The organism is Rhodococcus sp. T2V, from assembly GCF_029269925.1.
GTDB lineage: Bacteria > Actinomycetota > Actinomycetes > Mycobacteriales > Mycobacteriaceae > Rhodococcus_F > Rhodococcus_F koreensis.
On sequence record NZ_JARJBD010000030.1, the window covers coordinates 58,992 to 82,995 of the forward strand.

The window sequence follows — 24,004 nt, forward strand, 5'->3', positions numbered from 1 at the left end:
GGCGCCGCCGGCGTCTGCTACTGCACGAGTCGGGCGAGCGCTTCCATCGCTTCGAGTGTCGGCCCGTATTCGGCTGTTCGAAGCCAGAATACGACCCGGTCGATACCGATGTCGCGGTATCGGTCGAGTGCCGCCCGGTGGGGGCAGCCGTTGAACAAGGTCACCGGAAGTGGGCCACGTCCGGCCTCTGCGGCGAGGTTACGCAGCTCGCGGATTCTCTGCGCGAGGGCACCTTCGAAGTCTTCTACCCGGCCGGAGAGGTTGTCGCCCACCTGGTCGGTCCCGTCCCGGAACGGCATCCAGCCGTCTCCGAAGGTGACGACCCGACGTAGGACCGTCGGGCCACCGCCCCCGACAAGCACGGGCGGCCGGGGGCGTTGCACGGGCTTCGGCCACGACCACATCGGATCGAAGTCGACGAGCTTGCCGTGATAGGACGCCTCCTCCTGCATCCAGATGGCGGTCATCGCTTCGACTCGCTCACGGAGTAGGCGGAACCTGCCGGTGGGGTCTGCGCCGTGATTGCGCATCTCCTCGTCGTTCCACCCTGCACCCACTCCGAGTAGCACCCGGCCGGACGACAGGTGATCAATTGTGGCGACCTGTTTCGCCAAGATGATCGGATCGCGCTGCGTCACCAGACAGACCGCGGTGCCGACCTTGATGGTGCTCGTGGCTTGGGCGGCGCACGACATCGCCACGACAGGATCGAACACCGTCCGGTAATACGTCGGTACGTCGTGCCCGGAGTAGCCGGACCTCCCGTCCCCCAGGGGAACGTGGGTGTGGTCCGGGAAGAAAAGCGATTCGAAACCGTGCTGTTCCGCGACCGCCGCCAGGTCCGCCGGCGAGATGGAGTCGGCAGATGTGAACATCTGCAGCCCGGCGAGCATCAGGTGGCGTCCCATCTTTGCGGCCGGGCGTCGGGGTCGACTGCCATGCGCTCGAGTAGATGGTGGGACATGTCCCCGAAGAGGTCGTTCCCGACGTGGCGTTCACTGAAGTGCCAGGTATCGCCGTCCTTGACGAAACGGTCCAGGTAGTCGCCGGCGGTAATCGGCGCGAGCGGCACATCGGGTGGATTCTGTACGACGAGGATGTACGAATGCGTACGGATCGCACCGGGACCATCCGCTTCAATCGTCAGATTCGTCGCGATGTGATGCGTCCGCGGTGTGCCGTTCGGATAGATGCGCACATACTTCGACCAGAGTTCGGACACTGCCCGGGCGTCACTACGTACGACCAGGTCGCCCGCGATGTAAATGTCGGCTCGCGCGAAGAGTTGACCCATCTCGTCGAATTGTCCGGCGTCGAGCAGATACGGGTACCGGAAGATCAGGTTCTGGATCTGAAGATAGTCGGCGAGGGTCACTTCCTCTGGACGGTGAGTGGGCCTGGCGACGGGCACAGGAGTCATCCGACAGAGGCTCCCAGCTCGTCGGCTCGCTGCCGCAGTAGCGCCTTGGCGACCTTACCGTTCGCGGTGACCGGAAGCGCATCGAGGATGAAAACGCGACGCGGCGCCTTGTAATTGGACATGTTTTGCCTTGCCCACGTGATGATCTCGCTCTCGGTCGGTTCTTCGCCCGTCTGAGGAACCACGAAAGCCCAGACGACTTCGCCGAGCACTTCGTCGTGAACGCCGACCACGGCCACTTGAGAAAGTGAATGATTGTGCAGCAAAAGACTTTCGATCTCCGCTGGATATGCGTTGAAACCGCCGACGATCAACATCTCTTTCGTTCGCCCGACGATGCGAAGATTGCCGCGATCGTCGAACGCGCCGACGTCACCGGTGCGCAGCCATCCCCCCGGCGCGAAAGCATCCTCGGTGAGTTGGGGAGCCTCCCAGTACCCTGTCATCACGCCGTACCCGCGAATTTGGATCTCACCGCGCTCGCCGACGGGAACGGGAACTTCGTCGCTGTCGACCAACCGAACTTCCATGCCGGGCACGACACGTCCTGCGGAGCCGGCCACGACGGCCGGCGGGTCACCGGCACGAGTCATTGTCACGACCGATCCTTCGATCAACCCGTACGCGTTGGTGACTCGTTCGAAACCGAGTCGGTTTTGCATGGCAACGACGAGTTCGTCCGGCACGCTCGCGGCGCCGACGATCGCCCATCGCAAGGACGAGGTATCGCGCTGATCGAGTGTTGGGTCGGTGAGAATCCTGCCGAAGAGGTTGGGTGGCCCGGCGAGGGTGGTGAGGCGAAGTTCTTCGACCATGTCGAGTGCCCTGTCCGGGTCGAAGACCGCGATCGGAACGATGGTGGCGAGCCGTTCGACACAGGCGATGATGCCGGCATTGATACCGAAACCATGCGCGAACGGGCTGACCACGGGAAGCCGATCGCCTGCCCCGAGACCGCAGATCTCGGCCCAGTCCCAGTATGCGCGAAGAATCTGGCCACCGCACAGTGTCACGCCCTTGGGTTGTCCCGTAGTACCGGACGTCATGAGGATCTCGAAGACGTCTTCGGGTTTGACCTCCAGCGCACGTATTTCTGCCGTTTCGAGGTCGATGGAGGTGTGCATGTCGAGGAACGCGTCCCAGGTGAAAGTGCTGGGGAGTGTGGTGTCGCCCTGCAGCACGACGACGGTACCGAGGTCGGGAAGACCGCCGAATGGTACGTCCTGTCGCGCTGCGCCGGCAGCGGAGGCCAGTTGCTCGAGATAGTGGGTTCCCAGGAATGTATCGACCGTGATGAGTGCACGACATCCGGTGCGGTGGAGCACTTCTGCTGTTTCGATCCCCTTGCCGCGCGTGCTGAGTGGCACGATGACTGCTCCGCAGTCCCAGATACCGAACGCGGTGACCACCCACTGCCAGCAATTCGGCGCCCAGACGCCGACCCGGTCACCCTGCCCGATGCCGCGGGCGATCAGTGAGCGGGCGATCTTCGATGCGTGAGTGCGAAGGTCGGCGAGAGTGAGGGTTTGGTCGCCGTCGATGACGGCGACGGACTCTGGATGGTGATGCGCGCGTTGGCGAAGCATCTGCGGGATGGTTCCCCACTCGGGGATTTCGTTCATGTGACGGCATTCCCTTCATAAACAAGCAATCGCTTGGTTATGAAGCTAGTCGGTCACACCGCGAACCTCAAGGGTTGTGCAAGTGGATACGTGCCGATGGTGTGCGGCCACATACAGAACCGCCGCGCAGTCCGGTGTGGACTGCGCGGCGTCGATGTTCCGGTATCGGAAACCGTCAGCCGGAAAACAGGGGCCGATCGGGGTTGGCGGCCCACGGGCTAGGCTTTTCCAGTCCGCTCATGACCAGTTTCAGGTACTGGTCGGCCAACTCGTCAGCCGACAGGCGCCCGGAAGGGGTGAACCAGCGCACGGCAACCCAGAGTGAGTCGCGCAGAAAGCGATAGGTGATCGTCGTGTCCATGTCGTCCCGAAATGCGCCCGACGCGATGCCGTCGTCGAGCACCCTGGTCCAGATCCTCCGGACCTGGGCCTCGGCGTCGGCGACATACGCGAACCGGGGAAACTGGTTCAGGTATCCACGTTCGTTCTGGATGACGGTGATGGCGGCCCGGTGCTCGTCCAAGGAGTTGAACGCCGCTTTGACGAGATTGCGCAACGTGGCCGCCGGTTCGTCCGCTTTCTCGACGATGTTCTCGTAGGTTGCCATCAGGCTGGTGAAGTACTCGGAAAGTATTTCGTCGACGATCGCTTCTTTGGAATCGAAGTGATGATAGAGACTTCCCGACAGTACGCCGGCCGCGTCTCCGATTTGCCGCACGGTCGTCGAGCGGAAGCCTTGCTCGGCGAACAGGTCAGCGGCGATGTCCAGTAAGGCCTGGCGCCGCTGTGAGCTGGTCTCTCCCGGTTCCGACCGCCGGCGAGTGCCACGTCGCGGGCGCGTCGCGGGTGCGGACATGGTCGAGCGAGATTTCGGTGCCATGGGTACAGTATGCACGGTTTTCACCCAAGCGCTAGGTTGCTTGGTTGCTCGTTCCAGGTGATCAGAGTGGTCGGAGTGGCCTCGGCGGGGTCGGTCGGTGTGAAGTCGGCGCGCACGTGCTGACCGATGTGCAGGTCGGAGCCGTCGACACGGCCCGCCCACCGCCCCGGGACGAGGATGTTCGGCGCCTGGTCGAGTCGGACGAGAACCACCGTGAACGGCACGGCAGGGGTGGGCGCGAACTGTCGTCGGGTGACCGTCCATGAGACCACCGATCCGCTACCGTCCGTGCGCAGCCAGTCCCAGTCGAACGAACCGCACACGTTGCAGATCGCCCTTGGTGCCCAGCGCAGCGTGCCGCATGTGCATTGCTGCACGAGTAGTTCTCGTCGCTCGAGTGCCTGCCACCATTCGGTCGAATCGCGATCGCCGTACGAGTTCTTCATCGATCACCTCGGAGGATCAGTGCTGACGTGACACCCGAGACGTAGCCGGGCTGACCGGTGCACAGCGCTGTCTGTGCGTTGTCGACCTGTCGAGGCCCTGCTGCGCCGCGGAGCTGGAGGACGGCCTCGACCACATGATTCAACCCGTGGGCGTACCCCTCGGACAGGTGCCCCCCGTGGGTGTTCACGGGTGTGCTTCCCCCGAAGGTTGTCTCTCCCGCGGAGACGTAGGCGGCGCCCTCGTTCCGTGGTGCCAGGGCATAGTCTTCGAGCTGCATGAGAACCAGCGGCGTGAACGCGTCGTACAGCTCGGCGACGTCGATCTCGGTCGGTCCGATCCCGGCCTTCGCGTACAGCCGGGGAGCCATCTCACGTGCCGCGCTCGTCGTATAGTCCGTCCGACTCCCCGAGAAGAAACTGTGACCGCCGCCGGTCGATGCTCCGCTCACGAGTACGGGTGTCTGCCGAAGGTCGCGAGCTCGCTCCGCAGATGTCACCACGACGGCGACGCCGGTATCGGTTTCGAGGCAGCAGTCGTACAGGCGCAGAGGGTCGCTGATGAATGCTGAATCGAGGTATTGCTCCATGGTCAGGGGGGTCGTCATCATCGCGCGCGGATTGAGGAGTGCGTGCTCGCGCTGCGTGACCGCGACGCGGCCGAGGTCTTCGCTCGAGGCCCCGGAGCGGGCCATATATGATCGCGCGACCAGCGCATACTGCTGAACCGGGGCAAGAAGTCCGTACGGCACCTGGTACTGGAATTCGACCAACGTCGGAGCTGACCGTCCGGTGCCGCCCATGCGGAACTCGGATCGCGCGTTCAAGGCTCGCCAGACCACGACGGTCTCGGCCTGACCGGCCGCGACCGCCATCGCCGCTGCACCGACCGCCGCGGTCGACATGCTGCCACCCCCGACGAGGTCGAGGAGAACCTGTGGATCGTCAACTCCGAGGCTGTGCGCCACCGCCGGGGCGGGAACCGCATCACCGACGCTGTGGGTGATCAGCCCGTCGACATCGCCCGGCTGTAGCCCCGCGTCGTCGAGCGCATTCTTGATGGCGCGAAGAGCGAGCTCGAGTGTGCTGACTCGCGAGTTCTTGAAGTAGGGCGTCATGCCGATGCCGGCGATCGCCGTCAGATCGCGCACCGTGACCGCCCTGCCGCGACTTCGCTCCGTGCAGAAAAAGTCACATTGCCTCCCACTTGAGCTAGCGCTTGGTTTCAAATTCAGGCTATGGTCGGTGAGGCACGGTGTCAAAGCCCTGTTTCGGCATTGACCCACCTCACGGTTCCTCGTACAGTCAATTTGAGCAAGCGGTTGCTTGTTTTTGCGGAAGGACAAAGCGTGGCACGCGGCATCTACCTCTTGGAAGAGGTCTACTTTCACCCGATGAACTCGACGAACCCGCGGGAGTATCTCCAGTGGCTCGTCGACTACAAAAAGGAAGACGAACAGCGAGCGGATTCGGACGCGGAGCTGACCAAGGGGCTCTCCGTGCGATCGCGTGCGATCGACCTCGTCGGCGCCTTCTACGCGATCGGCATCACCGGCCACGAGCAGTTCAAAGCGGTCACACTCTGGGACTGCCACGGCGGCTGGGACGGCGGATGGCGTCAGCAGCTCGAGATCTATAACGGGGTCAAGCCCGAACTTTTCCTCTCGAACATCGACAATCTCCGCCACAAGGCCTTTTCCCGGCCGATGGGAGCGGTCCGGGGAACACCGGATCTCCAGGAGCTGCGGGCCGAGGAGTACACGGCCCCGTTCTTCCTGCACGAGATTGCGCAGGTTCGTCCCGGCGCGGCGCAGGACTACCTCGCGGCGGTCCGCGAAGAACGTGCACCCATCCTCGCCGACCACGGCCACCGGCTGGTCGGGCTCTACGAGGTCATGCTGTCGGACACGGAAGTGGTCACGTTCTGGGGAACCGACATCGACAGTCATCTCCAAACCCAGCGGGCGTACGACGCCGCTGTCGGGCTCGACGCGGAAGCGAGCGCGGATCCACGGCTGGTCGAGTGGCGCAAGACGGCGCGGCAGTATCTGGACGGCCCGTGGCGCGAGACGCTGCTGGCGCCCTTCCCTGGTTCGGTTCTCGCTCCCAAGTAGTCCGCTGGCCGTTCGGCGCAGTCGAAAGGAAAGGAAGAATCTGATGCGGTACGTACTCGGTCTGCCCACCGATCAGGTCGACAGACCCGCGGAGTTCCTCACTGCCGATGCAGTCGCTGACGTAGCGCAAGCAGCCGAGAAGGCCGGGTTCGACGCCGTGTCCGTCACCGACCATCCTTTCCCTCAGGACAAGTGGCTCAGCCGCGGTGGCCACCAGGCGCTCGACCCGATGGTGGCGTTGTCCTTCGCGGCCGCGCGTACCACCCGGGTGAAACTCTTGACGAACGTTCTCGTACTGCCCTATCGCAACCCGCTTCTCACGGCCAGGGCCGTGGCAAGCCTCGATGTGCTCTCGGGTGGCCGGGTCATCTTCGGCACGGCTGTCGGTTACCTTAGATCAGAGTTCGCTGCACTCGGGCTCGGCTACGACGATCGGGGAGAACGCACCGATCAAGCGCTCCGGCTGATGAAGATGGCGTGGACAGGCCGGTCCGTCACCGTCGACGATCCGCCGTACTCGGTCTCTGAGCACACGATGCGACCCGCCCCTCTGCAACAGCCTCATCCGCCGATTTGGTTCGGTGGCAACAGTAGGCGAGCGATGCGTCGCGTGATCGAGTTCGGTCAGGGTTGGATGCCGATGCCGCAGCCGGCCGAGGCGGCGAAATTGACGAGAACCCCGGCGCTGGAGACGATCGACGACCTCGCCGGGCGCGTCGAATACCTGCGGTCGGGCGCACAGGCGGCCGGGAGGGACCGCCCGGACGTCTGCTTCGTGCCGTTCGGGATGCGCATGACCGACAGCCCGGATCTCGAATCCTTCGACCAACTCGCTCAGCAGGTCGACGCCTACACAGACGCGGGTGTCGACTGGCTGTCCGTCCCTTTTTCGGGGACCGACCGCGATTCACTCCTGAAGTCGATCGAAGAGTTCGGCACCCGCGTCATCGATAGATAGTCGCCCTGCATGTCCACGACCATTCCCGCAATGCGTCCACCTGGCGGAAGTCACGCCGCCGTGGCCACACCGTCGAAAGGCTGTACACATGACTGTTCCCGTCGAGAACCGGCCGATGAAGTTTTCGGCCTTCCTGCTGTTCCACCGGCCGGACCGCAACAACAGCATCAAGGAGGTGTACGACTACAACCTCCGGGTCGCCGACCTGCTCGAAGAGCTCGGCTTCGACGGCGTCTGGGTATCAGAACATCACTTCCGCGACTACGGCACGGTACCGAGTATCTTCACGATGCTCGGCTACCTGGCCGGCCGAACAGAGAACCTCCGTCTCGGTACAGGTGTTGTTGTTCTCCCGCTCCACAATCCGATCCATGTCGCCGAACAGGCGGCGCAGCTCGACCTTCTCTCGAACGGTCGTCTCGACCTCGGTCTCGGCCGCGGGTATCAGAGCATCGAATTCGATGGGTTCGGGATGAGTCTCAGTGAGGCCCGGGACCGCTTCGATGAGGGACTCGAAGCAATCACCGGTCTGTGGACCAGTGATCCCTACCAGCATCGAGGCCAGTTCTATCAGAGCGGCGAGGTGTCGCTCACGCCCAAGCCCCTGCAGTCGCCGCACCCGCCTGTCTATGTGGCGGCGGTGAGCCCGGAAACCGTCGAACGATACGCCCGCCGTGGCCTGCCGATCCTTGCCGACCCGGCAGCACCGTTCAAGAAAATTCACCAGGCTGCCCAGACGTGGCACCGCATTGCCGCCGAGGCTGGTCACGACACCGCCGACACCGACCTCGTGGTCTCGCGTTCGGTGTGGCTGGCACCGACAGTCGAGCAGGCGAAGCAGGATCAGGCACACTTCGAGTCCAGCTTCGACCGATCGCGCATCTTCAACGACAAGAGTGCGCCTATCGATTCGAAGACCGGCGAAGTGGCCAAGGGATTCGAGTTCTGGGAAGGCCGCTACCTCAAGGGCGGAGAGGTCGGCAACGACTTCCGTTGGGAGCAGCTCGAGGTGATCGGCGACCCGAAGCGTGTCATCGGCCAGGTAGCGATGTTGCAAGAGTTCGGGTTCAACCACCTGATGTGCGACTTTGGTAGCACCCGCCACATTCCGTTCGACGAGATGGCGAAAGCCATCACCTTCTTTGCCAAGGAAGTCATCCCGGCATTCCGCTGAGGCTGCCGATACCATCTGCCATCTCGCGAAAGGGTGCTTCGTGTACACCGAGTTGTCTCTGGCCGACGTGGTACGTGAGAACCGACGTGGGCGTGGCGAGACGATTGCCGTCGTCGATGGCGATCAGCGCTTCACCTACACCCAGTTCGACGACAGAACCGACCGGCTGGCCCATGCGCTTCAGAGTGAGGGGGTACGTCCCGGGGATCGAGTCCTGTGGTTGGGTGCGAACTCTCATCGCATTCTGGAGCTGCTTGTCGCGGCGGGGAAAGTCGGAGCCGTGTTGTGTCCGGCGAACTGGAGGCAGAGCGTTGCTGAACTCCGCTTCGTGATCGACGACCTGGCACCGAAAGTGATCGTGTCGGAGCCGGCCACGATGGGCGCGGTGCACGAGCCTTTGAATGACGGCACCGCAGTCTGGATTTCAAGCGCACAGGGCCCCGAGGACGAGTACGAGCGATGGCTGACGTCGTACTCGCCCGAGTACGCCCCCGTGGACGTATCCGATCGCGATGCGGTACTGCTGCTGTACACCGCGGCGTTCGACGGACACCCGAACGGCGCACTGCTCTCACACCGTGGGCTCATCGCCCATGCCCTCGTGCTCGCCACGCAACGGCAGATCGAGGAGGGCTTCGTGTTCCTCGACAGCGGCCCGCTGTTTCATGTCGGCACCATGATGTTCGCGGTGGCAACCGTTCTCTGTGGCGGGACGAACGTGATTCTTCCCCAGTTCGACCCTCGAGTGGCGTGTGAGCTGATCGAGCGCGAACGATGCACCGGCGCAATGCTGTTCCCCGCGATGATCGATCAGCTCGTCGCCGCGAACGGCGACGACCGATTCGACCTCACGAGTCTGCACTTCGCTCCCGGCAACTCCACCTGGAACCACATGATCAGCATCGACTACAGCCCCTGGGGGAGATCGAACGCGGGATACGGGCAGACCGAAGTAGGCGGGATGCTGACGTTTCACGCGTTCGGCATCGGTGGAACGGGTACCCATGGGCGATCGAGCCCGCTCATGCAGCTCCGGATCATCGATCCCGAAGGACAGGAGGTACCTGCCGGTGAAGTCGGGGAGATCACGACGCGCGGCATGCACCTGTTCAACGGGTACTTCAATCGTCCCGAGCTCAATGCTGCACGATTCCGCGACGGCTGGTACTTCACCGGTGACCTGGGTCGCCGCGAAACGGATGGCACCGTGTCGTTCGTGGGTCCGAAGCTGCGAATGATCAAGTCCGGTGGGGAGAATATCTATCCTGCCGAGGTGGAGCGTGCGCTGCTCGCCCACCCCGATGTCTCCGATGCCGCGGTCATCGGGCGGCCCGACAAAGTATGGGGGCAGTCGGTAGTGGCGATCGTCGTGCGTAGCGCCGCGACGGCGGTATCCGAAGAGGAACTCATCGCCCACGTACGGACACACATCGCGTCGTACAAGAAGCCCAAATTCGTCGTCTTCGTTGACGCCATTCCCCGGCGCGGATTCCTGGCGGACTACGACGTGCTGGACGAGCTACACGGGGGCGGGGGATACCCCGGCGGCGGCGAGACCGACCTCGCTACCCGAGAACCGATCGAGACACATAGGTGAAACCCATGACAAGCTACCGCTATTCGAATTTCGGCTACACGGTTTTGTCGGCGCAGCGCGATCGCGCGCCCCACCATCCCGCATTGTCCTACGGCTCGACCCGACAGCTCACCTACGCGGAACTCGATGGCCGCGTCAATCGGACGGCCAACGCACTCCTCGCCGCGGGGGTTCGACCGGGAGAACGCGTCGCGACGCTCCTCGATTCCACCCTGTCGGTCGCCGAGAACTACTTGGCGCAGACGAAGCTCGGGTCGGTGCTGTGCGCACTGAATCCTTATTGGGACACCGCGACATTCGAGAAGATCGTGACCTCGATCGAGGCCACTGCCTTCGTGTACGACGCGAAGTTCGACGAGCTCGCCGACCGCTTGCGTCCGCGCCTCCCGCAGGTGACACGGTGGATTCGAACAGGTGACCGGCGGGACGGGTCCGAAGCGCTCGATCTCGACGAGCTCACAGCAGAGGCGACGGATGCCGAACCTCCGCTCGGCGCCGGCGGCGATGATCCCCTCGCGCTGTTCTTCACCTCGGGAACTACCGGATTGCCGAAAGCCGTGCAGTACACCCACGCGTCGGGCATCGCGATCGCGCAGGGATTGTGGGCCGATGTGCCGGCCCTGCAGGACGCATCATTGGGCACGGGACCGATCATCTGGGGCGTCGGGTTCATCGCGGTTGCCGCACCCGCGCTGGCAGCCGGAATTCGGCTGGTTCTCGAGGACGACTTCGGCCCCGCTCAGTTCCTCGAGACAGTGCCTCGCGAGGGCATCACCCACATCAGCGTGACGCCCAGCTTCTTTGCCGAATTACTGGCCGATTCCGATCACTCGGCCGCAGACCTCAGTTCCCTCCGCGTGGCATTGCTCGGTGGTGAGCCACTGCTGTCGTCGTTGCAGGAACGGATCGCGCGCCGACTGCCGAACCTGGCGCTATACGGCTACTACGGTCAGACGGAGGCGCCGTACAGCGTGATCGGCAGACGCGACGACGGCAGCGTCCCGGACGGTGCAGTGGGACGAGCGCGTTTCGGTGGCGCAGTGCGAGTGGTCGACTCCACCGGTGTGCCCGTCCTGGACACCGTTGGTGAAATCCAGATCAGCGGGCCCCACGTGACGGCGGGGTACTTCCGGCAACCGGAGGCCACCGCCGAGGCCCTCCGAGAGGGATGGTTCGTGGGTGGTGACGTCGGATCGATTGACGCCCAGGGCCGGCTTACCGTCCTCGGGCGTCGGGCGGACTCGATCGAACGAGGGGGCGTGCTGACCCTACCCGCGCAGATCGAAGACGCCGCCTCCCGCGTCGAGGGGGTCGCCGAGGCCGGCGCCATCGGACTTCCCGTTCCCAACGCGGAACCGCAGATTCTGTTGGTATTGTCGCCCGAGCGTGGGTGCGAACTCGACAGCGGGGTCGTTGCCGACCAACTCGCGGTCGCGCTTCCGGCACCGTCGCGACCGGATCACATCGTCGTCGTCGACAGCCTTCCGCACGCCAACGACGGCTCCGGTGGAAAAGGGAAACTGCTACGCCGGGAGTTGGTCGAGCAGTTCGGACACCTCGCCGGTTCGTCGACGGAACGAGGCTGACAATGGGATTTCTGGAGGGGCAGGTCGTCGTTGTCACCGGGGGCGCCCGCGGTCAGGGACGTTCCCACGCGGTCGCTGCGGCGCGCGAGGGTGCGGACGTCGTACTGCTGGACCGCTGTGCCGATGTGCCGTCGATCAGGTACCCGCAAGCGGTCGAATCCGATCTGCGTGAGACCGAAGCCGTGGTCCGTGAACATGGTGTCCAAGCGCTCGGCATCATCTGTGACGTCGGGGACCGCGACCAGACGACCGCTGCCTTCGACGACGTTCACGACCGCTTCGGGCGCATCGATGTGCTGATCGCGAATGCGGGGGTGTACGGAGGCGGATCGATCCAGGACGCGGATGCTGATGTGTGGGACGAAGTGATCGGCAGCAACCTCACCGGTGTCTTCCACTGCATGCGCGCGGCGAGTCCGCGGATGATTGCACAAGGCTACGGGCGGATCGTGGTGACCGCGTCGAACCAGGGGCGCACCGCGGTGCCCGGGTCGGTTCCCTATGTCGCCTCGAAATGGGGGGCGATCGGCCTGGTGAAGGCGGCAGCGCACGATCTCGCGCCGTTCGGCGTCACCGTCAACGGTGTGGCACCCGGCAATACGTCCACAAAGATGGTGCACAACGAGACCTTGTACCGCGCAATGCGGCCGGACCTTCCGAACCCCTGCTGGGACGATGTCGAACCCGCCCTGAGAGTGCATCACGTCCAGCCGATCGCACTTCTCGAGCCGAGCGAGATCACCGCGGCAGTCATGTTCCTCATCGGGCCCGGCACCCCGCATGTCACCGGCAGCATCATCGACGTCAACGCCGGCACGGCCGCCCGGACCACCGCCTAGCGACAGCCTTCTGGCACTCGCACGAAAAACCGAAGGACACGTGATGACGACCCGCGACCAGGCGATCGATTACCTGCAGCTTATCGACGGTGAACTGCTTCCCGCCCGCAACGGCGAGTGGATCGACAGTGTCAATCCGGCATCGGGACAGGTGTGGGCACGGATTCCGGCGGGCACCGCCGACGACATCGACGACGCAGTTCGCGCGGCACAGGGTGCGCTCGGCCCATGGCGGTCGTTGCCGGCAGCGGCCCGCGCAGATGCGCTCCGCGCCTGGGCGGCGACTGTCCGCGACAACCTCGACACGCTGTGGCGGCTCGACGCAACAGACAACGGTCGGGCGCGCCGAGAGGCGGAACCGGCGATTGCCGGTGCCGCGGCCCAGATCGACTTCCATGCCGGACTTGCCGAAACGATCACTGGCGACACGGTCCTCGTCTCCGAGACGGCCACGACATACTCGATCCGTGAGCCATACGGGGTGGTCGGCCTGATCATCCCGTGGAATGCGCCTCTCGCGATGTTTCTGGCCAAGGTCTCGGCCGCGATCGCCGGGGGCAACACGATCGTCGTCAAACCACCCGAGCGCGCCTCGGTGTCGGTCCTCGCCGCCGCGCAGCTGCTCGATAAAGCCGGCATACCGCACGGAGTGGTGAATGTGGTCACCGGCGACGGTGCCACCGCCGGCGAGGCGCTGGTAAAACACCCGGATGTTCGGAAGATCAGCTTCACCGGGTCGACGGCGACGGGCCGCCGTATCACCGAGAACTCGGTGTGCAACGTCAAGGCCCTCGCACTCGAGCTCGGCGGGAAGTCGCCGAACATCGTCTTCGCCGATGCGGATCTCGATCTGGCGGCCGACACCGTCGCGGCGGGAATCTATACCGCCAGCGCTGGACAAGCCTGCATCGCGGGGTCGCGAATATTGATTCAACGGGAGGTCTTCGACGAATTCGTCGAACGGCTTCGCGCGCGGGCATCTGCAATGATCTTGGGGGACCCCCTCGAGTCTGGGACCGATATGGGACCGTTGGCATTTCACGGCCAGTACCAGAAAGTCCGTGAGTACCTCCAGAGCGGGCGCGAGGACGGTGCCACGGTTGCGTTCGGCGGGCGCTGCGGCAGTGCGCTGTTTCCCGCCGAGAGTCCCTTCGCGGCGGGATATTTCGTCGAGCCGACGCTGTTCGTGACCGACGATCCGCATCTGCGGGTATGCCGTGAGGAGATCTTCGGCCCCGTCGCGGTGGCGTTACCGTTCGAGGACGAGGACGAGGCGGTCAGGCTGGCCAACGACAGTGGCTATGGCCTGGCTGCTGGTGTGTGGACGCAGAACCTTACCCGGGGCCACCGTCTGACGCGCCGGCTCGAGGCCGGCACCGTGTGGGTCAACACCTATCGTCGGCTCCACTGGGCACTGCCGTTCGGCGGGCAGAAGGAGAGCGGGAACGGCATCTCGAACGGGCCGGGCACCTTGGACGAGTGGCTCGAGCACAAGAGCGTGTGGATCGAACACGGGTAGCAGTCCCACTTGGCTGCACGGCCCGGTCGCCGGGACAGGTGGGTGAACGACGGCCTGCCTGTGAACTAGAGTTGCAGTTCGAACGGGATCCGGGAGGCAGGGCAACGACATGACCGACGTTGTGCGCACGAACATGCGCGACCTCCAGAAGGAGATGACCAGAAACCGGCTGAAAGAAGCTGCGGTCGCCTGCTTCGTGGAAAACGGGTACCTGGCGACCGCGGTCACCGACATCACCAAGACCGCCGGTGCCACACGCGCCACCTTCTATCTGCACTACAAGACGAAGGCCGACGTCGTCAATGCACTCCTCGACGAACTCGACGTCGCCTACGCTCAGCCCTTCGCCGAGTTCGCCACTGTGCTGGCGCAACCGACTCTGGACGGTTTCCGCACCTGGCTCACCGAGATCATCGGCATGTGGGAACAGACCCGCGATATCTCGATTGCCGTGAGTGACGCGGCCAGCGTGGAACGGGAGATCGGGGATCGCCGCGCTCGCAGCTTCGAGTTCGAAACGGACAGAATTGCCAAAGCACTGTCGACGTCGGGAGAGTGGTCCGCGAAGCAGGCGCGGATCCGCGCGGTATTGATCTTTTCCCAGCTCGGAAGCTTGTTCATGCAGTGGTCGGCGCGTGATTCGGACCTCGACGCCGAAGAGGCTATCGACGTCTTGGCGGCGATGTGGATGGCCGCGCTGGACCCCGAGAATTTTCACTAGACTCACTGCCTCTTGACTAGACGCTGTGATCGCGGTTACATAGGCGATACCCCACCTTGTTCGGAGGAATCGCCCCATGTTGGTCAGCTCAGATCTCGCGCCCCGTTTCTCCCGCCTCGCCGCCGCTCGTGTGGAGGAACCAGCATTCACTCCTGCAGGCAAGGCTCCGCGACTGCGCCGTCACGGGGGATCTCGCGCGGTGGCCGGCCGGGCGCGGTTGGCGGCTCACGCCTACCGTGATGCCGACAGTTGGGGCGATTACGACTCTGCTCACATGATGGACGCCGCGCTCGGTGCGATCTTCGACGCCGAGGGTGTGCAACCCGATGAACGCGAGGTCGGGCCGGGGCTGGACGGACTCGTCGTGATCGTCGAATCGGGACATCGGTCGGCTGGGCTCGACGAGCTGCGGCGTCTGATCATGCTCGAACATGCTCATGCGAGCATGCGGTACGCGGCAGTGGGCGTCGTCGTCATCGGGGCGTCTGCCGCCACCGCCGCGATCGATGTCGACTTTCTCGCGCGTTCGGTGCGCAACCTCGGCGGGTACGTCGTCGGCGGTGCCGGCACGGTTGTCACCAAGCGGGACGCAGGAACCGAGACGTCGTGGGACGGAACCCCGCAGTTTTCCGATGTGACGCTGGCGTCGAATATCAGCCTGCTCGGACGCCGGGTCGCGACCCTGGCCCGTTCCGGGCACGCCCTCCGCGCTGCCTGAGCAGCGCGCACCATCCGGTATCTCCGTCGTCCCGATCGCAATGGGCGCGGTGAAAAGCAATCGCTTGCTCAATGAAGGGACAAGAATGAAGTTTTCCATGATTTTCGAGGCGCAGATCGCCGACCCGACCCCGGAGAAGGAACGCCAGACGTACCACGACTCGATCGAGCAGGCGTTGTACGCCGAGGAAATGGGTTTCGACGGCATCTGGGCGGTCGAACACCATGGGCTCGAACACTACTCGCACATGTCGGCGCCGGAGCTGTTCCTCGCGACCGTGGCGGCAAAGACCTCGCGCATCCGAATCGGACACGGCGCCGTCTGTATGCCGTTCAACTTCAACTACCCGACGAGAGTGGCCGAACGAGCGGCCATGCTCGATGTGCTTTCAAACGGCCGCCTCGACCTGGGAGCCGCGCGCGGCGGCACTCTGCAGGAGGCGGCGATGTGCAACGTCGATCCCGCAGAAACCGCAGCACAGGTAGAGGAGGCCCTGCGCATCGTATCCGCGGCATGGCGTTCGCCCGACTTCGAGTACCACGGTGAGCTTCTCGACATCCAGGCTCCGGAGGGAAACTCGCCGTTGCGCGTGCTGCCCCGGCCCGTGCAGACACCGCACCCGCCGCTCTTCCTGGCCAGCACGAAGCCCGACACTGTCGTCCATTCGGCCGAACTCGGCGTCGGTGCCCTCGTGTTCGGATTCGGCGGCCTCGACAGCGTCAAGATGCAGCACCAACTGTATTGGGATCGGGTGCGGAGCCGCACCGGTGAGAAATTCGTCTCCGATGTCGTCAACGATCACTTCGTCGCGCTCTGCCCGACGATCGTCCTCGACGACGAGCAGGCCGCCAAGGAGATCGGTGCACGCGGGCAACGGTTCTTCGGCGAATCGATCGGGTACTGGCACCTCGGTGGAGCGAAGCCGCCCACGGGTGACACCGTGAACGACGACAACATCGCATACATGCATGCGAAGGCGGAGGCGGAAAAGGCGGCGTTCGACCGCGGTGACCGCCCTCAGTACTCCGAACGATCTCTTGCCGCAGCCAACTTCAACGTCGACCACGCGTACGGCAGCGTCGACACCGCGATCAAGTATGTCGAAGAGTTGGAGAGGGTCGGTGTGGACGAGGTACTTTGCCTCATCCAAATGGGCACCGTTCCCCAAGATGTGTGCATGGCAACCATCAAGGCGTGGGGCGAACACATCATTCCGCACTTCCGCCTTCCGGTGACCGACCGCGAGCGCGCCACGGCCGCAGTATGAGCCGGCTTGCCGGAAAGGTGGCACTCGTCACCGGAGGCGCGCGGGGACAGGGTGCAGCAGAGGCGCGGGCCTTCGCACGCGAGGGAGCCCGAGTGCTCATCGCCGATGTCGACGATGATCTCGGCGCTGCAACCGCAGCAGACATCGATGGGGACGTCCGCTTCGCTCATCTGGATGTATCCGACGCGGACTCGTGGAAAGCGGTCGTCGCCGCGGTCGAGACCGACTTCGGCCGACTCGACGTGCTCGTCAACAACGCTGCGCGATACTGGACACGTCCGATTCTCGACGAGCACGACGACGCGCTCGACGCGATGATTGCCGTCAACCTCAAAGGCTCGTTCCTCGGCATCCGCGCCGCTGCGCCGCTGATGATCGACTCCGGCGGCGGTTCGATCATCAACGTGTCGTCCACCGCAGGGTTGGGCGGACACGTCGGGCACGCGGCCTACGGGATGACGAAGTGGGGCCTGCGGGGACTGACCCGCGTTGCCGCAGCGGAGTTGTCGCCGTCGAATGTCCGCGTAAACTGCCTCGTACCCGGCGCGATCACAGGACCGATGCTGGGCGTCAACATCCCCGAGCAGCAGCAGCGGGACCCCGATCTCTGGAGTGGGCTTCCGCTCCGCCGCCCCGGCGAGCCCGAGGAAATAGCCGAAGGTGCCGTATTTCTGGCCTCCGACGAATCCTCGTACATCACGGGAACAGATCTCGTCCTCGACGGTGGTGCGACGGGAACGGGGTGACCCGTGGACGTGTTCGTTCACAACCCGACACAGGAGAACTAGTGGATGCCGAATTCGAAGCTGTAGTAGCCAATTTTCCACCGTTGCAGTTCGACGACCCCGCTGCCCAGCGGGCGAGTTTCGCGGAACTGCGCGCGTCGATCGAGCCACCACGGCTCCCCCCGAACCTGGAGGTACTCGTCGACCGCAGCGTTCGTAGCGCCGACGGGCACCAGGTAGAGGCGCGCGTCTACCTGCCGGCAGACCTGTCGGCCCATTCCCCGACACTCGTGTGGATCCACGGCGGCGGCTACGTTGTCGGCACCGCGGACGAGGACGACAGTCTCTGTGCGCGTATCGCATCCGAACTCGGGATAGGGGTTGTGTCGGTCGATTACCGGCTCGCGCCGGAGCACCCCTATCCCGCCGGATTCGAGGATTGCTACGCCGTGGTGACGGCGCTGGCATCGGCCGGTGAGTCAGCGCAATTCGACAGGCTGGGCGACGGAAATATCGTGATCGGCGGTGGAAGCGCCGGCGCCGGACTTGCCGCCGCCGTTGCTCTGAGGCTGCGCGACGAGGGTCTCGTCTTCGTGACGGGTCAGATCCTCCTCTACCCGTTCATCGATTCCACGCTCGGCTTCGACTCGATGCGCAGGTACGCCGACGGCGCGATCTTCAACGCTCACGACGCTGAGGTATGCTGGCGGCACTATCTGGGCGCCCAGCGGTCCGCGCCGGCTGCTTATGCATCTCCTTCCGCAACGACGAACCTGGTCGGACTTCCGCCCGCGTACGTCGCGGCGGCGGGCGCGGACTGTCTGCACGACGAGGCCATCGACTATGCCCTTCGGATGATCCGGGCGGGCGTATCGGTCGAGCTGCACTCCTTTCCCGATGTGCCACATGGCTTCACGGGAGTCGCGCCCCGGACCTCGGCGAGCAAGCGGGCGCTCTCCGACCTGCTGGAAGCGGTTCGCCGATTCGGCGGACTGCGGGAGGCAGCACCGAAGCCCGTTCTGGTAGCAGTGAGCGAGGAATGAAGGCAGATGACAACTGACAATGTGACTAAGCAATTCAAGTTCGGCGTGGTCGTTCGGAAGGCCGAGTCGGGCCGGGCCTGGGCGGATCGCGCACGGCTCGTGGAGCAATCCGGCTTCTCGACGATGCTGATGCCTGACCATTTCGTGGGTCCTCGGTTTGCGCCGATCGCGGCGTTGTCCGCTGCGGCAGCAGCAACATCGACGCTCCGTATCGGAACACTGGTGTTCTCCAACGACTATCGGCACCCGGTCGTGCTGGGAAAGGAACTGGCGACCCTGGACGTGTTGTCCGACGGCCGGCTCGATGTCGGGCTCGGCACGGGCTGGATGCGCGAGGACTACGACCGCGCCGGCCTGAGTTTCGATCCGCCGAAGGTGCGATTTGATCGCTTCGTCGAATCACTCGACGTCCTGCGTGGCGTGTGGGGCGAGGGACCATTCTCGTACCAGGGTGAGTACTACCAGATCGATGAACTGGTGCAGGAGCCGAAGCCGGTACAGAAGCCGTTTCCGAAGTTTCTCTTCCCCGGCGGTGGCCCGAAGATGTTGCGTCTGGCAGGCAAGTACGCCGACTACATCAATTTGACGTTGCGGGTGCGCGCCGACGGCACGGCGCCCGACGAGAAGGACGGCGGTCTGGAATCATTCCTCGGCAAGATCGACACGATCCGCGAGTCGGCGGGCGCGCGATTTGACGACATCGCGATCGGCACCAGCATTCAGGAAGTGGGGATTCCGCAAAGCACGGAAAGCTGGAGTGCGGTCAATCTGTCTCGTCAGGAGGACACTCCGCAGATCCTGCGCGGTGATGTCAGCGAGATGGTCGACAAGTTGCGGTTCTGGCGGGACACGCACGGCCTGAACTTCTTCGTCCTGCACAACGACAAGGATCTGGAAACATTCATCCCGGTCGTCGAAAAGCTGGCCGGAGAATAGCGGCCCGTGTGAACGAGGGGGCGGCTCGGTCCGAGCCGCTCCCCTCGTTCACACGCGGAAGTTCTAGACGCCGTATCCGCCGTCGACGTCGAGAGTCTGCCCGGAGATGAAGTCAGCCCGGTCGGACGCCAGGAAGGCGACGGCTTCGGCAATGTCGTCAGCGTCGCCGAACCGGCGCAGCGGAATGTTGCCACGGGTGATCTCCAACGCTCGGTCGTCGAGATCGCCGGATCCGATGAGTCGTGCGGCCATACCGTCGGTGAGCATTCCCGGTCCTACACAGTTCGCACGCAGTCCGAATCGCCCCTCCTCGGCAGCCAACGCCCGAACGACGGATTCGACGGCGCCCTTAGGGGCCGACGACAGGCCGTCACGGACGGGGAACCGCCGGGTCGCGGCGGTGGTGACGGCGACGATGTTGCCGCGTGTTTCGCGCAGGAGCGGGAGAGTGGGGTGGACCAGGTTGAAGAAGGCGGCAGCGTCGCTGTCGAGTTGGTGTCGAAATTGTTCAGGCGTGACCTTGCTGAGGTGGGTCATCGGGACATGGGGACCGGCGGCGTAGACCACGGTATGGATTGCGCCGCACGACGCCCGTACCTGGGTGACGAGCTCGGCGACGTCGTCGCTGTTCGCGAGGTCGACTCGCGCGAACTCCGCTTTGGCGCCCAGCGCGCTGAGTTCGGATGCCAGGCCGGCGGCGCCCTCTTGATTTCCGCGGTAGGTGAAGAACACGTCGCTGCCGCGCTCGGCGAACAGACGGCTGATCGCGCGACCGATGCCGCCCGTTCCGCCCGCGATGAGGGCCGCACCGGGCCGTTTCTCGAAGTCGAGCATTCGCCCGCTCCTTTCCTCGAATAATGGTGTCACGACTATACCAAGCAATCGCTTGCTCTAGTAGCGTGAAGGAAAGCCAACAGGAAGGAACGGGTCAATGGTCGACTGGGATGGAAAGGTCGCGATCGTCACGGGTGCAGCGCAGGGGGTGGGACGGACGGTCTCATTGCGACTGGCGGAGTTGGGTGCATCCGTGGTGATCAACGACATTCAGGAGGAGAAGCTGCTAGCGGTGGCGGACGAAATCTCCGCAGCGGGAGGATCGGTGCACACCGTGGTCGCCGATGTGGGAGTGCAATCGGACGTCGAGAAGCTTGTCGCTCAGGCCGACACGACGTTCGGCCGAATCGACAGCCTGATCAACAACGCCGTCGCCTACGGCGGCGTGGAGAAGGCTGACGTGAACGTCGAGATCACGCCCGACGATGCGTGGGAACGGACCTTCGCCGTCAACTTCTACGGTGCGGTCTGGGCGACGCGGTACGCCATTCCGATCATGCAGCGCAGCGGCGGAGGAGTGATTGTCAACGTCGGTTCGACATCAGGCTTCAGCGGGGACACCGTGCATGTCGCCTACGCGGCGTCGATGGCCGCGAAATACTCGCTCACCCGCTCGGTCGCCACCTCGCACGGCAAACGGGGAATCCGTGTCAATGCCGTTGCCAGCGGCCTGATTCTGAGCCCGACCGCGAAGCAGAACCTGTCTCCGGACAAGCTCGCGGCGTACAACGCCAACCTGCTGGTCGACGACTTCGGCGAGACCGCGGACCTGGCGTCGGTCATCACGTTTCTCGCCGGAGAAGAATCGAGATACGTCACGGGTCAGACGATCATCGTGGACGGCGGGTTCCAGGCGCACCAGCCCTGGCACGCGCAGAACCACATCGTGCACCCGCAGGCGCCGATCTGAGCACCTGCCCGCACAAGCTTCCCACCCGTCCTACCTCGCGGTGCCATCTCCAGGAGAAGAATAGATGACCATAGAAGCCACTATCCCGACCGCGACCGGCGAGGTGCCGGTGTCGGCGCTCGGCCGCACTCTGATGCACGAGCACATCTTCGTCACCAGCCCCGAAGTGCAACAGAATTGGCCCGACTACCCCGAACAGTGGGACGAGGATGCGCAGATTGCGGAGGCCGTCCAACGGCTGACGGCACTCAAGGCCGAGGGTTTCGACACATTGGTCGATCTCACCGTTATCGGTCTCGGCCGCTACGTCCCTCGGGTTGTGCGTGTTGCCGAGCAGTCCGACGTCAACATTGTGGTCGCGACCGGCGCATATGTGCTCAGTGAACTTCCCGTGTACTTCCACTACCGCGGCCCCGGTACACCGGCGGGTGGGCCGGACCGCCTCGCCGAGTTCTTCGTCCGCGACATCACCGAAGGCATCACCGGCACCGGAGTCCGGGCGGCGCTGTTGAAATGTGTCACAGACGAAGCAGGACTGACCAAAGATGTCGACCGCGTGCTGCGCTCGGTCGCGCACGCACATCGGGAGACCGGTGCTCCGATCACCACGCATACGCACTCGGGACTGCGCCGTGGATTGGACCAGCAGAAGGTCTTCAAGGAAGAGGGTGTCGACCTCACTCGCGTGGTGATCGGTCACTCGGGTGACACCGATGACTACGGATATCTCGCCGGACTGGCCGACGAGGGTTCGTATCTGGGGATGGATCGATTCGGGCTCAACACCGTCCCCTTCGAGAAGCGGGTCGAGATCGTTGCCGAGATGTGTCGACGCGGGTACGCAGAGCGCATGGTCCTGTCGCACGACACCTCGTGCTTCTCCGACATGTCGGATCCGGTCCGGCGTCGGGAGTTGAATCCCCAGTGGCGATGGACCCACATCCCTCAGGATGTGGTGCCTGCCTTGTTGTCGAGGGGAGTGAGTCAGCAGGACATCGACACGATGCTCGTCGACAACCCGCGCCGGATCTTTACCGTGCAGGGTGGCTACTGATCCTTGTTGCTCTCGGCACACCGGGCCGATGGCGACTATTGCCAAGCATGCGCTTGGTCAATTAATGTGACCCCGAGCACGCAGTGTCGTGCGTCACATCAACCTCCGTCATAGTTCCGGATCGGACAGGAGCCGTGTATGACAACAAATCCCCCCTCCCTCGACCCCCTCGACGAAACCCGCTCGACACCAGTAGTCGACGAGAAGGCTAACTACTGGACACCACGCTGGATCGGCGCGCTCGTCGTCGTTGTCATGCTCGGTGAACTTGCGACGTTCTCGTACAGTCTCGTCGGCACCGCACTTCCCGGGATCGGCTTGCACTTCCAGACAGCCGACCTCGGCTGGACGATCACCGTCGCAAACCTTGTCACCGCTGTCGGTGTCGCCCTGATCGGGAAGCTGGCCGACCTGCGGGGCAAGCGCAACCTCCTGATCATCGTGACCGGCCTGTCGGCCGTCGGCGGGGTCGTGTCCGCGATGGCGCCGAACTACGAAATCTTCCTCGTCGGCCGAGGCCTACAGGGACTGCTCTACGTGACTCCGGCGCTCGGGTATTCTCTCATCCGGGATGTCTTCCCGAAACCGTTGATCGCCTTCGCGATTACGGTGACATTCACAGGCGCCGGCGCCCTGTTGGTAGTTGCGCCGTTCATCGCCGGGTGGCTGATCGACTCATTCGGCCCACTTTCTGTGTTCTGGTGCATCGCCGCCTTCCAAGCGGTGTGCATCGTCGGTGTGCTGGCCTTGTTGCCGGAGTCGCCGTTGAGGGTGAAGTCCCGCCTCGACTGGCTCGGCGCGCTTCTGCTCGGCGTCGGCGGCGCACTGCTCGTATACGGTCTCGGAAATGCGGGAACATGGGGATGGACCTCGCTCGCGTTCCTCGGATTCATCGCGGCGGGCGTGGCCTGCTTCGTGGCTTGGGTCTGGTGGGACAGCTCGTTCCCCGAACCGATCATCGAGATCTCGTTGTTGCGGACACGGCCGATGTGGACAACCCTCGTACTCAACTTCGCTGTGTACGGACCCGCTGCAATCGTGGTGTCGCTCGTCCCGTTGATCGTTCAGATGCCGCGGGATCCGAGTGGGGAGATCGGATTTGCCTCGGATGCGTTCGGCGTCGCCGCCTATATGGCTCCCCATGGTGCCGCCATGGTGATCGGTGGCCTGGTCTGCGGTGCGAAGGCGATGCGGTGGGGTATCCGATATCCGATGATGGTCGGGTGCAGTGCCTTCGCGGTCGGCAGTGTCGGTCTCGCCTTCCTGCACTCGCAGTCGTGGCAGGTGCTGCTGTGGCTGCTCTTCTGCGGCATCGGAATGGGTGCGACCTACGGCGGCCTGCCCAACCTCGTCGTCCAGTCGGCGCCTCCGGAGAAGCAGGGCATCACGTCGTCGATCATGCTGTCGGCGCAGAACTTGTCCAGCGCGCTCGCAGTCCAGCTTGTCTTCGCCATGCTTGCGATGCACGCGTTCACCACCGAACTGGGAACGTTCTTCGGACCGGAAGGGTATCGCATCGCGTTCCTCATCGCTGCCGCATTCGCGCTGGTCGGCTTGTTCGTGTTGAAGATCATGCCGCACGGCCGCGCTGTTGATGTTCGTACCGTGCAAACGGCGTCGGATGTCGTGGCGCACTGATACATA

General features: G+C 64.1%; 23 protein-coding genes. 16 read left to right on the top strand and 7 right to left on the bottom strand.

The features are described 5' to 3' along the window. Positions 1–17 precede the first annotated feature (17 nt). The 6 genes from P3H15_RS24555 to P3H15_RS24580 form a co-directional block, all read right to left on the bottom strand. Positions 18–908 carry an LLM class F420-dependent oxidoreductase gene (locus P3H15_RS24555; protein WP_276139603.1) on the bottom strand — a complete coding sequence of 297 codons (891 nt, stop codon included), beginning with the start codon at positions 906–908 and terminating at the stop codon, positions 18–20. Then, entirely contained in the window at positions 893–1,420 is a 528-nt protein-coding gene (locus P3H15_RS24560; RefSeq protein ID WP_276139604.1) for a nuclear transport factor 2 family protein, read from the bottom strand. The genes P3H15_RS24555 and P3H15_RS24560 overlap by 16 nt, the downstream gene beginning before the upstream one ends. Further along, entirely contained in the window at positions 1,417–3,042 is a 1,626-nt protein-coding gene (locus P3H15_RS24565) for an AMP-binding protein (RefSeq protein WP_346348801.1), read from the bottom strand. The genes P3H15_RS24560 and P3H15_RS24565 overlap by 4 nt, the downstream gene beginning before the upstream one ends. A gap of 175 nt (positions 3,043–3,217) precedes the next feature. Beyond that, positions 3,218–3,922, bottom strand: coding sequence for a TetR/AcrR family transcriptional regulator (locus P3H15_RS24570; RefSeq protein ID WP_276139605.1), 705 nt, complete (start codon positions 3,920–3,922; stop codon positions 3,218–3,220). Positions 3,923–3,942: 20 nt separating this feature from the next. Next, positions 3,943–4,368, bottom strand: a complete 426-nt coding sequence (locus P3H15_RS24575) for a Zn-ribbon domain-containing OB-fold protein (protein WP_276139606.1) — start codon at positions 4,366–4,368, stop codon at positions 3,943–3,945. Further along, on the bottom strand, positions 4,365–5,516 hold the full coding sequence (locus P3H15_RS24580; protein ID WP_276139607.1) for an acetyl-CoA acetyltransferase: 1,152 nt from the start codon (positions 5,514–5,516) through the stop codon (positions 4,365–4,367). Before P3H15_RS24580 ends, P3H15_RS24575 begins: the two co-directional genes overlap by 4 nt. A 198-nt stretch (positions 5,517–5,714) precedes the next feature. Between P3H15_RS24580 and P3H15_RS24585 the strand changes: the two genes are divergently transcribed. From P3H15_RS24585 to P3H15_RS24645, 13 genes are all read left to right on the top strand, one after another. Beyond that, positions 5,715–6,479, top strand: coding sequence for a hypothetical protein (locus P3H15_RS24585; RefSeq protein WP_276139608.1), 765 nt, complete (start codon positions 5,715–5,717; stop codon positions 6,477–6,479). Positions 6,480–6,522: 43 nt separating this feature from the next. After that, positions 6,523–7,437, top strand: coding sequence for an LLM class F420-dependent oxidoreductase (locus P3H15_RS24590; RefSeq protein ID WP_276139609.1), 915 nt, complete (start codon positions 6,523–6,525; stop codon positions 7,435–7,437). Positions 7,438–7,525: 88 nt separating this feature from the next. Further along, positions 7,526–8,611, top strand: a complete 1,086-nt coding sequence (locus P3H15_RS24595) for an LLM class flavin-dependent oxidoreductase (RefSeq protein WP_276139610.1) — start codon at positions 7,526–7,528, stop codon at positions 8,609–8,611. Between the two features lie 67 nt (positions 8,612–8,678). Next, the gene (locus tag P3H15_RS24600) at positions 8,679–10,208 is read left to right on the top strand and encodes an AMP-binding protein (RefSeq protein ID WP_276139648.1); all 1,530 of its coding nucleotides are present in this window, start codon (positions 8,679–8,681) and stop codon (positions 10,206–10,208) included. Between the two features lie 5 nt (positions 10,209–10,213). Further along, positions 10,214–11,794, top strand: a complete 1,581-nt coding sequence (locus P3H15_RS24605; RefSeq protein WP_276139611.1) for a class I adenylate-forming enzyme family protein — start codon at positions 10,214–10,216, stop codon at positions 11,792–11,794. A gap of 2 nt (positions 11,795–11,796) precedes the next feature. Next, positions 11,797–12,633, top strand: a complete 837-nt coding sequence (locus P3H15_RS24610) for an SDR family NAD(P)-dependent oxidoreductase (RefSeq protein WP_276139612.1) — start codon at positions 11,797–11,799, stop codon at positions 12,631–12,633. A gap of 43 nt (positions 12,634–12,676) precedes the next feature. Further along, positions 12,677–14,152 (top strand): aldehyde dehydrogenase family protein, encoded by a 1,476-nt coding sequence (locus P3H15_RS24615; RefSeq protein WP_276139613.1) that lies wholly within the window; start codon positions 12,677–12,679, stop codon positions 14,150–14,152. 109 nt (positions 14,153–14,261) lie between these two features. Then, positions 14,262–14,873 (top strand): TetR/AcrR family transcriptional regulator, encoded by a 612-nt coding sequence (locus P3H15_RS24620; RefSeq protein ID WP_276139614.1) that lies wholly within the window; start codon positions 14,262–14,264, stop codon positions 14,871–14,873. Positions 14,874–14,949: 76 nt separating this feature from the next. After that, the gene (locus tag P3H15_RS24625) at positions 14,950–15,591 is read left to right on the top strand and encodes a hypothetical protein (RefSeq protein WP_276139615.1); all 642 of its coding nucleotides are present in this window, start codon (positions 14,950–14,952) and stop codon (positions 15,589–15,591) included. A gap of 85 nt (positions 15,592–15,676) precedes the next feature. Beyond that, positions 15,677–16,858 (top strand): LLM class flavin-dependent oxidoreductase, encoded by a 1,182-nt coding sequence (locus P3H15_RS24630; RefSeq protein ID WP_276139616.1) that lies wholly within the window; start codon positions 15,677–15,679, stop codon positions 16,856–16,858. Further along, on the top strand, positions 16,855–17,604 hold the full coding sequence (locus tag P3H15_RS24635; protein WP_276139617.1) for an SDR family NAD(P)-dependent oxidoreductase: 750 nt from the start codon (positions 16,855–16,857) through the stop codon (positions 17,602–17,604). Before P3H15_RS24630 ends, P3H15_RS24635 begins: the two co-directional genes overlap by 4 nt. A 41-nt stretch (positions 17,605–17,645) precedes the next feature. Then, the gene (locus tag P3H15_RS24640; RefSeq protein ID WP_276139618.1) at positions 17,646–18,626 is read left to right on the top strand and encodes an alpha/beta hydrolase; all 981 of its coding nucleotides are present in this window, start codon (positions 17,646–17,648) and stop codon (positions 18,624–18,626) included. A gap of 6 nt (positions 18,627–18,632) precedes the next feature. Then, positions 18,633–19,562 (top strand): TIGR03621 family F420-dependent LLM class oxidoreductase, encoded by a 930-nt coding sequence (locus tag P3H15_RS24645; protein WP_276139619.1) that lies wholly within the window; start codon positions 18,633–18,635, stop codon positions 19,560–19,562. Positions 19,563–19,625: 63 nt separating this feature from the next. Here the strand turns inward: P3H15_RS24645 and P3H15_RS24650 are convergent, their stop codons facing one another. After that, a complete protein-coding gene (locus P3H15_RS24650; protein ID WP_276139620.1) occupies positions 19,626–20,396 on the bottom strand; it encodes an SDR family NAD(P)-dependent oxidoreductase in 771 nt (256 codons plus the stop codon). A 97-nt stretch (positions 20,397–20,493) separates the two neighbouring features. Here P3H15_RS24650 and P3H15_RS24655 point away from each other — a divergent pair, with 97 nt between their 5' ends. From P3H15_RS24655 to P3H15_RS24665, 3 genes are all read left to right on the top strand, one after another. After that, complete coding sequence (locus P3H15_RS24655) at positions 20,494–21,306, top strand: SDR family NAD(P)-dependent oxidoreductase (RefSeq protein WP_276139621.1); 813 nt, start codon at positions 20,494–20,496, stop codon at positions 21,304–21,306. A 64-nt stretch (positions 21,307–21,370) separates the two neighbouring features. Further along, the gene (locus P3H15_RS24660) at positions 21,371–22,360 is read left to right on the top strand and encodes a phosphotriesterase (protein ID WP_276139622.1); all 990 of its coding nucleotides are present in this window, start codon (positions 21,371–21,373) and stop codon (positions 22,358–22,360) included. Between the two features lie 138 nt (positions 22,361–22,498). Beyond that, the gene (locus P3H15_RS24665) at positions 22,499–23,998 is read left to right on the top strand and encodes an MFS transporter (protein WP_276139623.1); all 1,500 of its coding nucleotides are present in this window, start codon (positions 22,499–22,501) and stop codon (positions 23,996–23,998) included. Positions 23,999–24,004 lie beyond the last annotated feature (6 nt).

Excerpts from the sequence above, each read along its gene's own strand:
- P3H15_RS24660 (WP_276139622.1), top strand. The coding sequence starts at position 21,371 with ATGACCATAGAAGCCACTATCCCGACCGCGACCGGCGAGGTGCCGGTG.
- P3H15_RS24645 (WP_276139619.1), top strand. The coding sequence starts at position 18,633 with ATGACAACTGACAATGTGACTAAGCAATTCAAGTTCGGCGTGGTCGTT.
- P3H15_RS24590 (WP_276139609.1), top strand. The coding sequence starts at position 6,523 with ATGCGGTACGTACTCGGTCTGCCCACCGATCAGGTCGACAGACCCGCG.
- P3H15_RS24615 (WP_276139613.1), top strand. The coding sequence starts at position 12,677 with ATGACGACCCGCGACCAGGCGATCGATTACCTGCAGCTTATCGACGGT.
- P3H15_RS24605 (WP_276139611.1), top strand. The coding sequence starts at position 10,214 with ATGACAAGCTACCGCTATTCGAATTTCGGCTACACGGTTTTGTCGGCG.
- P3H15_RS24575 (WP_276139606.1), bottom strand. The coding sequence starts at position 4,368 with ATGAAGAACTCGTACGGCGATCGCGATTCGACCGAATGGTGGCAGGCA.
- P3H15_RS24625 (WP_276139615.1), top strand. The coding sequence starts at position 14,950 with ATGTTGGTCAGCTCAGATCTCGCGCCCCGTTTCTCCCGCCTCGCCGCC.
- P3H15_RS24565 (WP_346348801.1), bottom strand. The coding sequence starts at position 3,042 with ATGAACGAAATCCCCGAGTGGGGAACCATCCCGCAGATGCTTCGCCAA.
- P3H15_RS24620 (WP_276139614.1), top strand. The coding sequence starts at position 14,262 with ATGACCGACGTTGTGCGCACGAACATGCGCGACCTCCAGAAGGAGATG.
- P3H15_RS24665 (WP_276139623.1), top strand. The coding sequence starts at position 22,499 with ATGACAACAAATCCCCCCTCCCTCGACCCCCTCGACGAAACCCGCTCG.
- P3H15_RS24610 (WP_276139612.1), top strand. The coding sequence starts at position 11,797 with ATGGGATTTCTGGAGGGGCAGGTCGTCGTTGTCACCGGGGGCGCCCGC.
- P3H15_RS24635 (WP_276139617.1), top strand. The coding sequence starts at position 16,855 with ATGAGCCGGCTTGCCGGAAAGGTGGCACTCGTCACCGGAGGCGCGCGG.
- P3H15_RS24595 (WP_276139610.1), top strand. The coding sequence starts at position 7,526 with ATGACTGTTCCCGTCGAGAACCGGCCGATGAAGTTTTCGGCCTTCCTG.
- P3H15_RS24655 (WP_276139621.1), top strand. The coding sequence starts at position 20,494 with ATGGTCGACTGGGATGGAAAGGTCGCGATCGTCACGGGTGCAGCGCAG.
- P3H15_RS24555 (WP_276139603.1), bottom strand. The coding sequence starts at position 908 with ATGGGACGCCACCTGATGCTCGCCGGGCTGCAGATGTTCACATCTGCC.
- P3H15_RS24570 (WP_276139605.1), bottom strand. The coding sequence starts at position 3,922 with ATGGCACCGAAATCTCGCTCGACCATGTCCGCACCCGCGACGCGCCCG.
- P3H15_RS24560 (WP_276139604.1), bottom strand. The coding sequence starts at position 1,420 with ATGACTCCTGTGCCCGTCGCCAGGCCCACTCACCGTCCAGAGGAAGTG.
- P3H15_RS24630 (WP_276139616.1), top strand. The coding sequence starts at position 15,677 with ATGAAGTTTTCCATGATTTTCGAGGCGCAGATCGCCGACCCGACCCCG.
- P3H15_RS24650 (WP_276139620.1), bottom strand. The coding sequence starts at position 20,396 with ATGCTCGACTTCGAGAAACGGCCCGGTGCGGCCCTCATCGCGGGCGGA.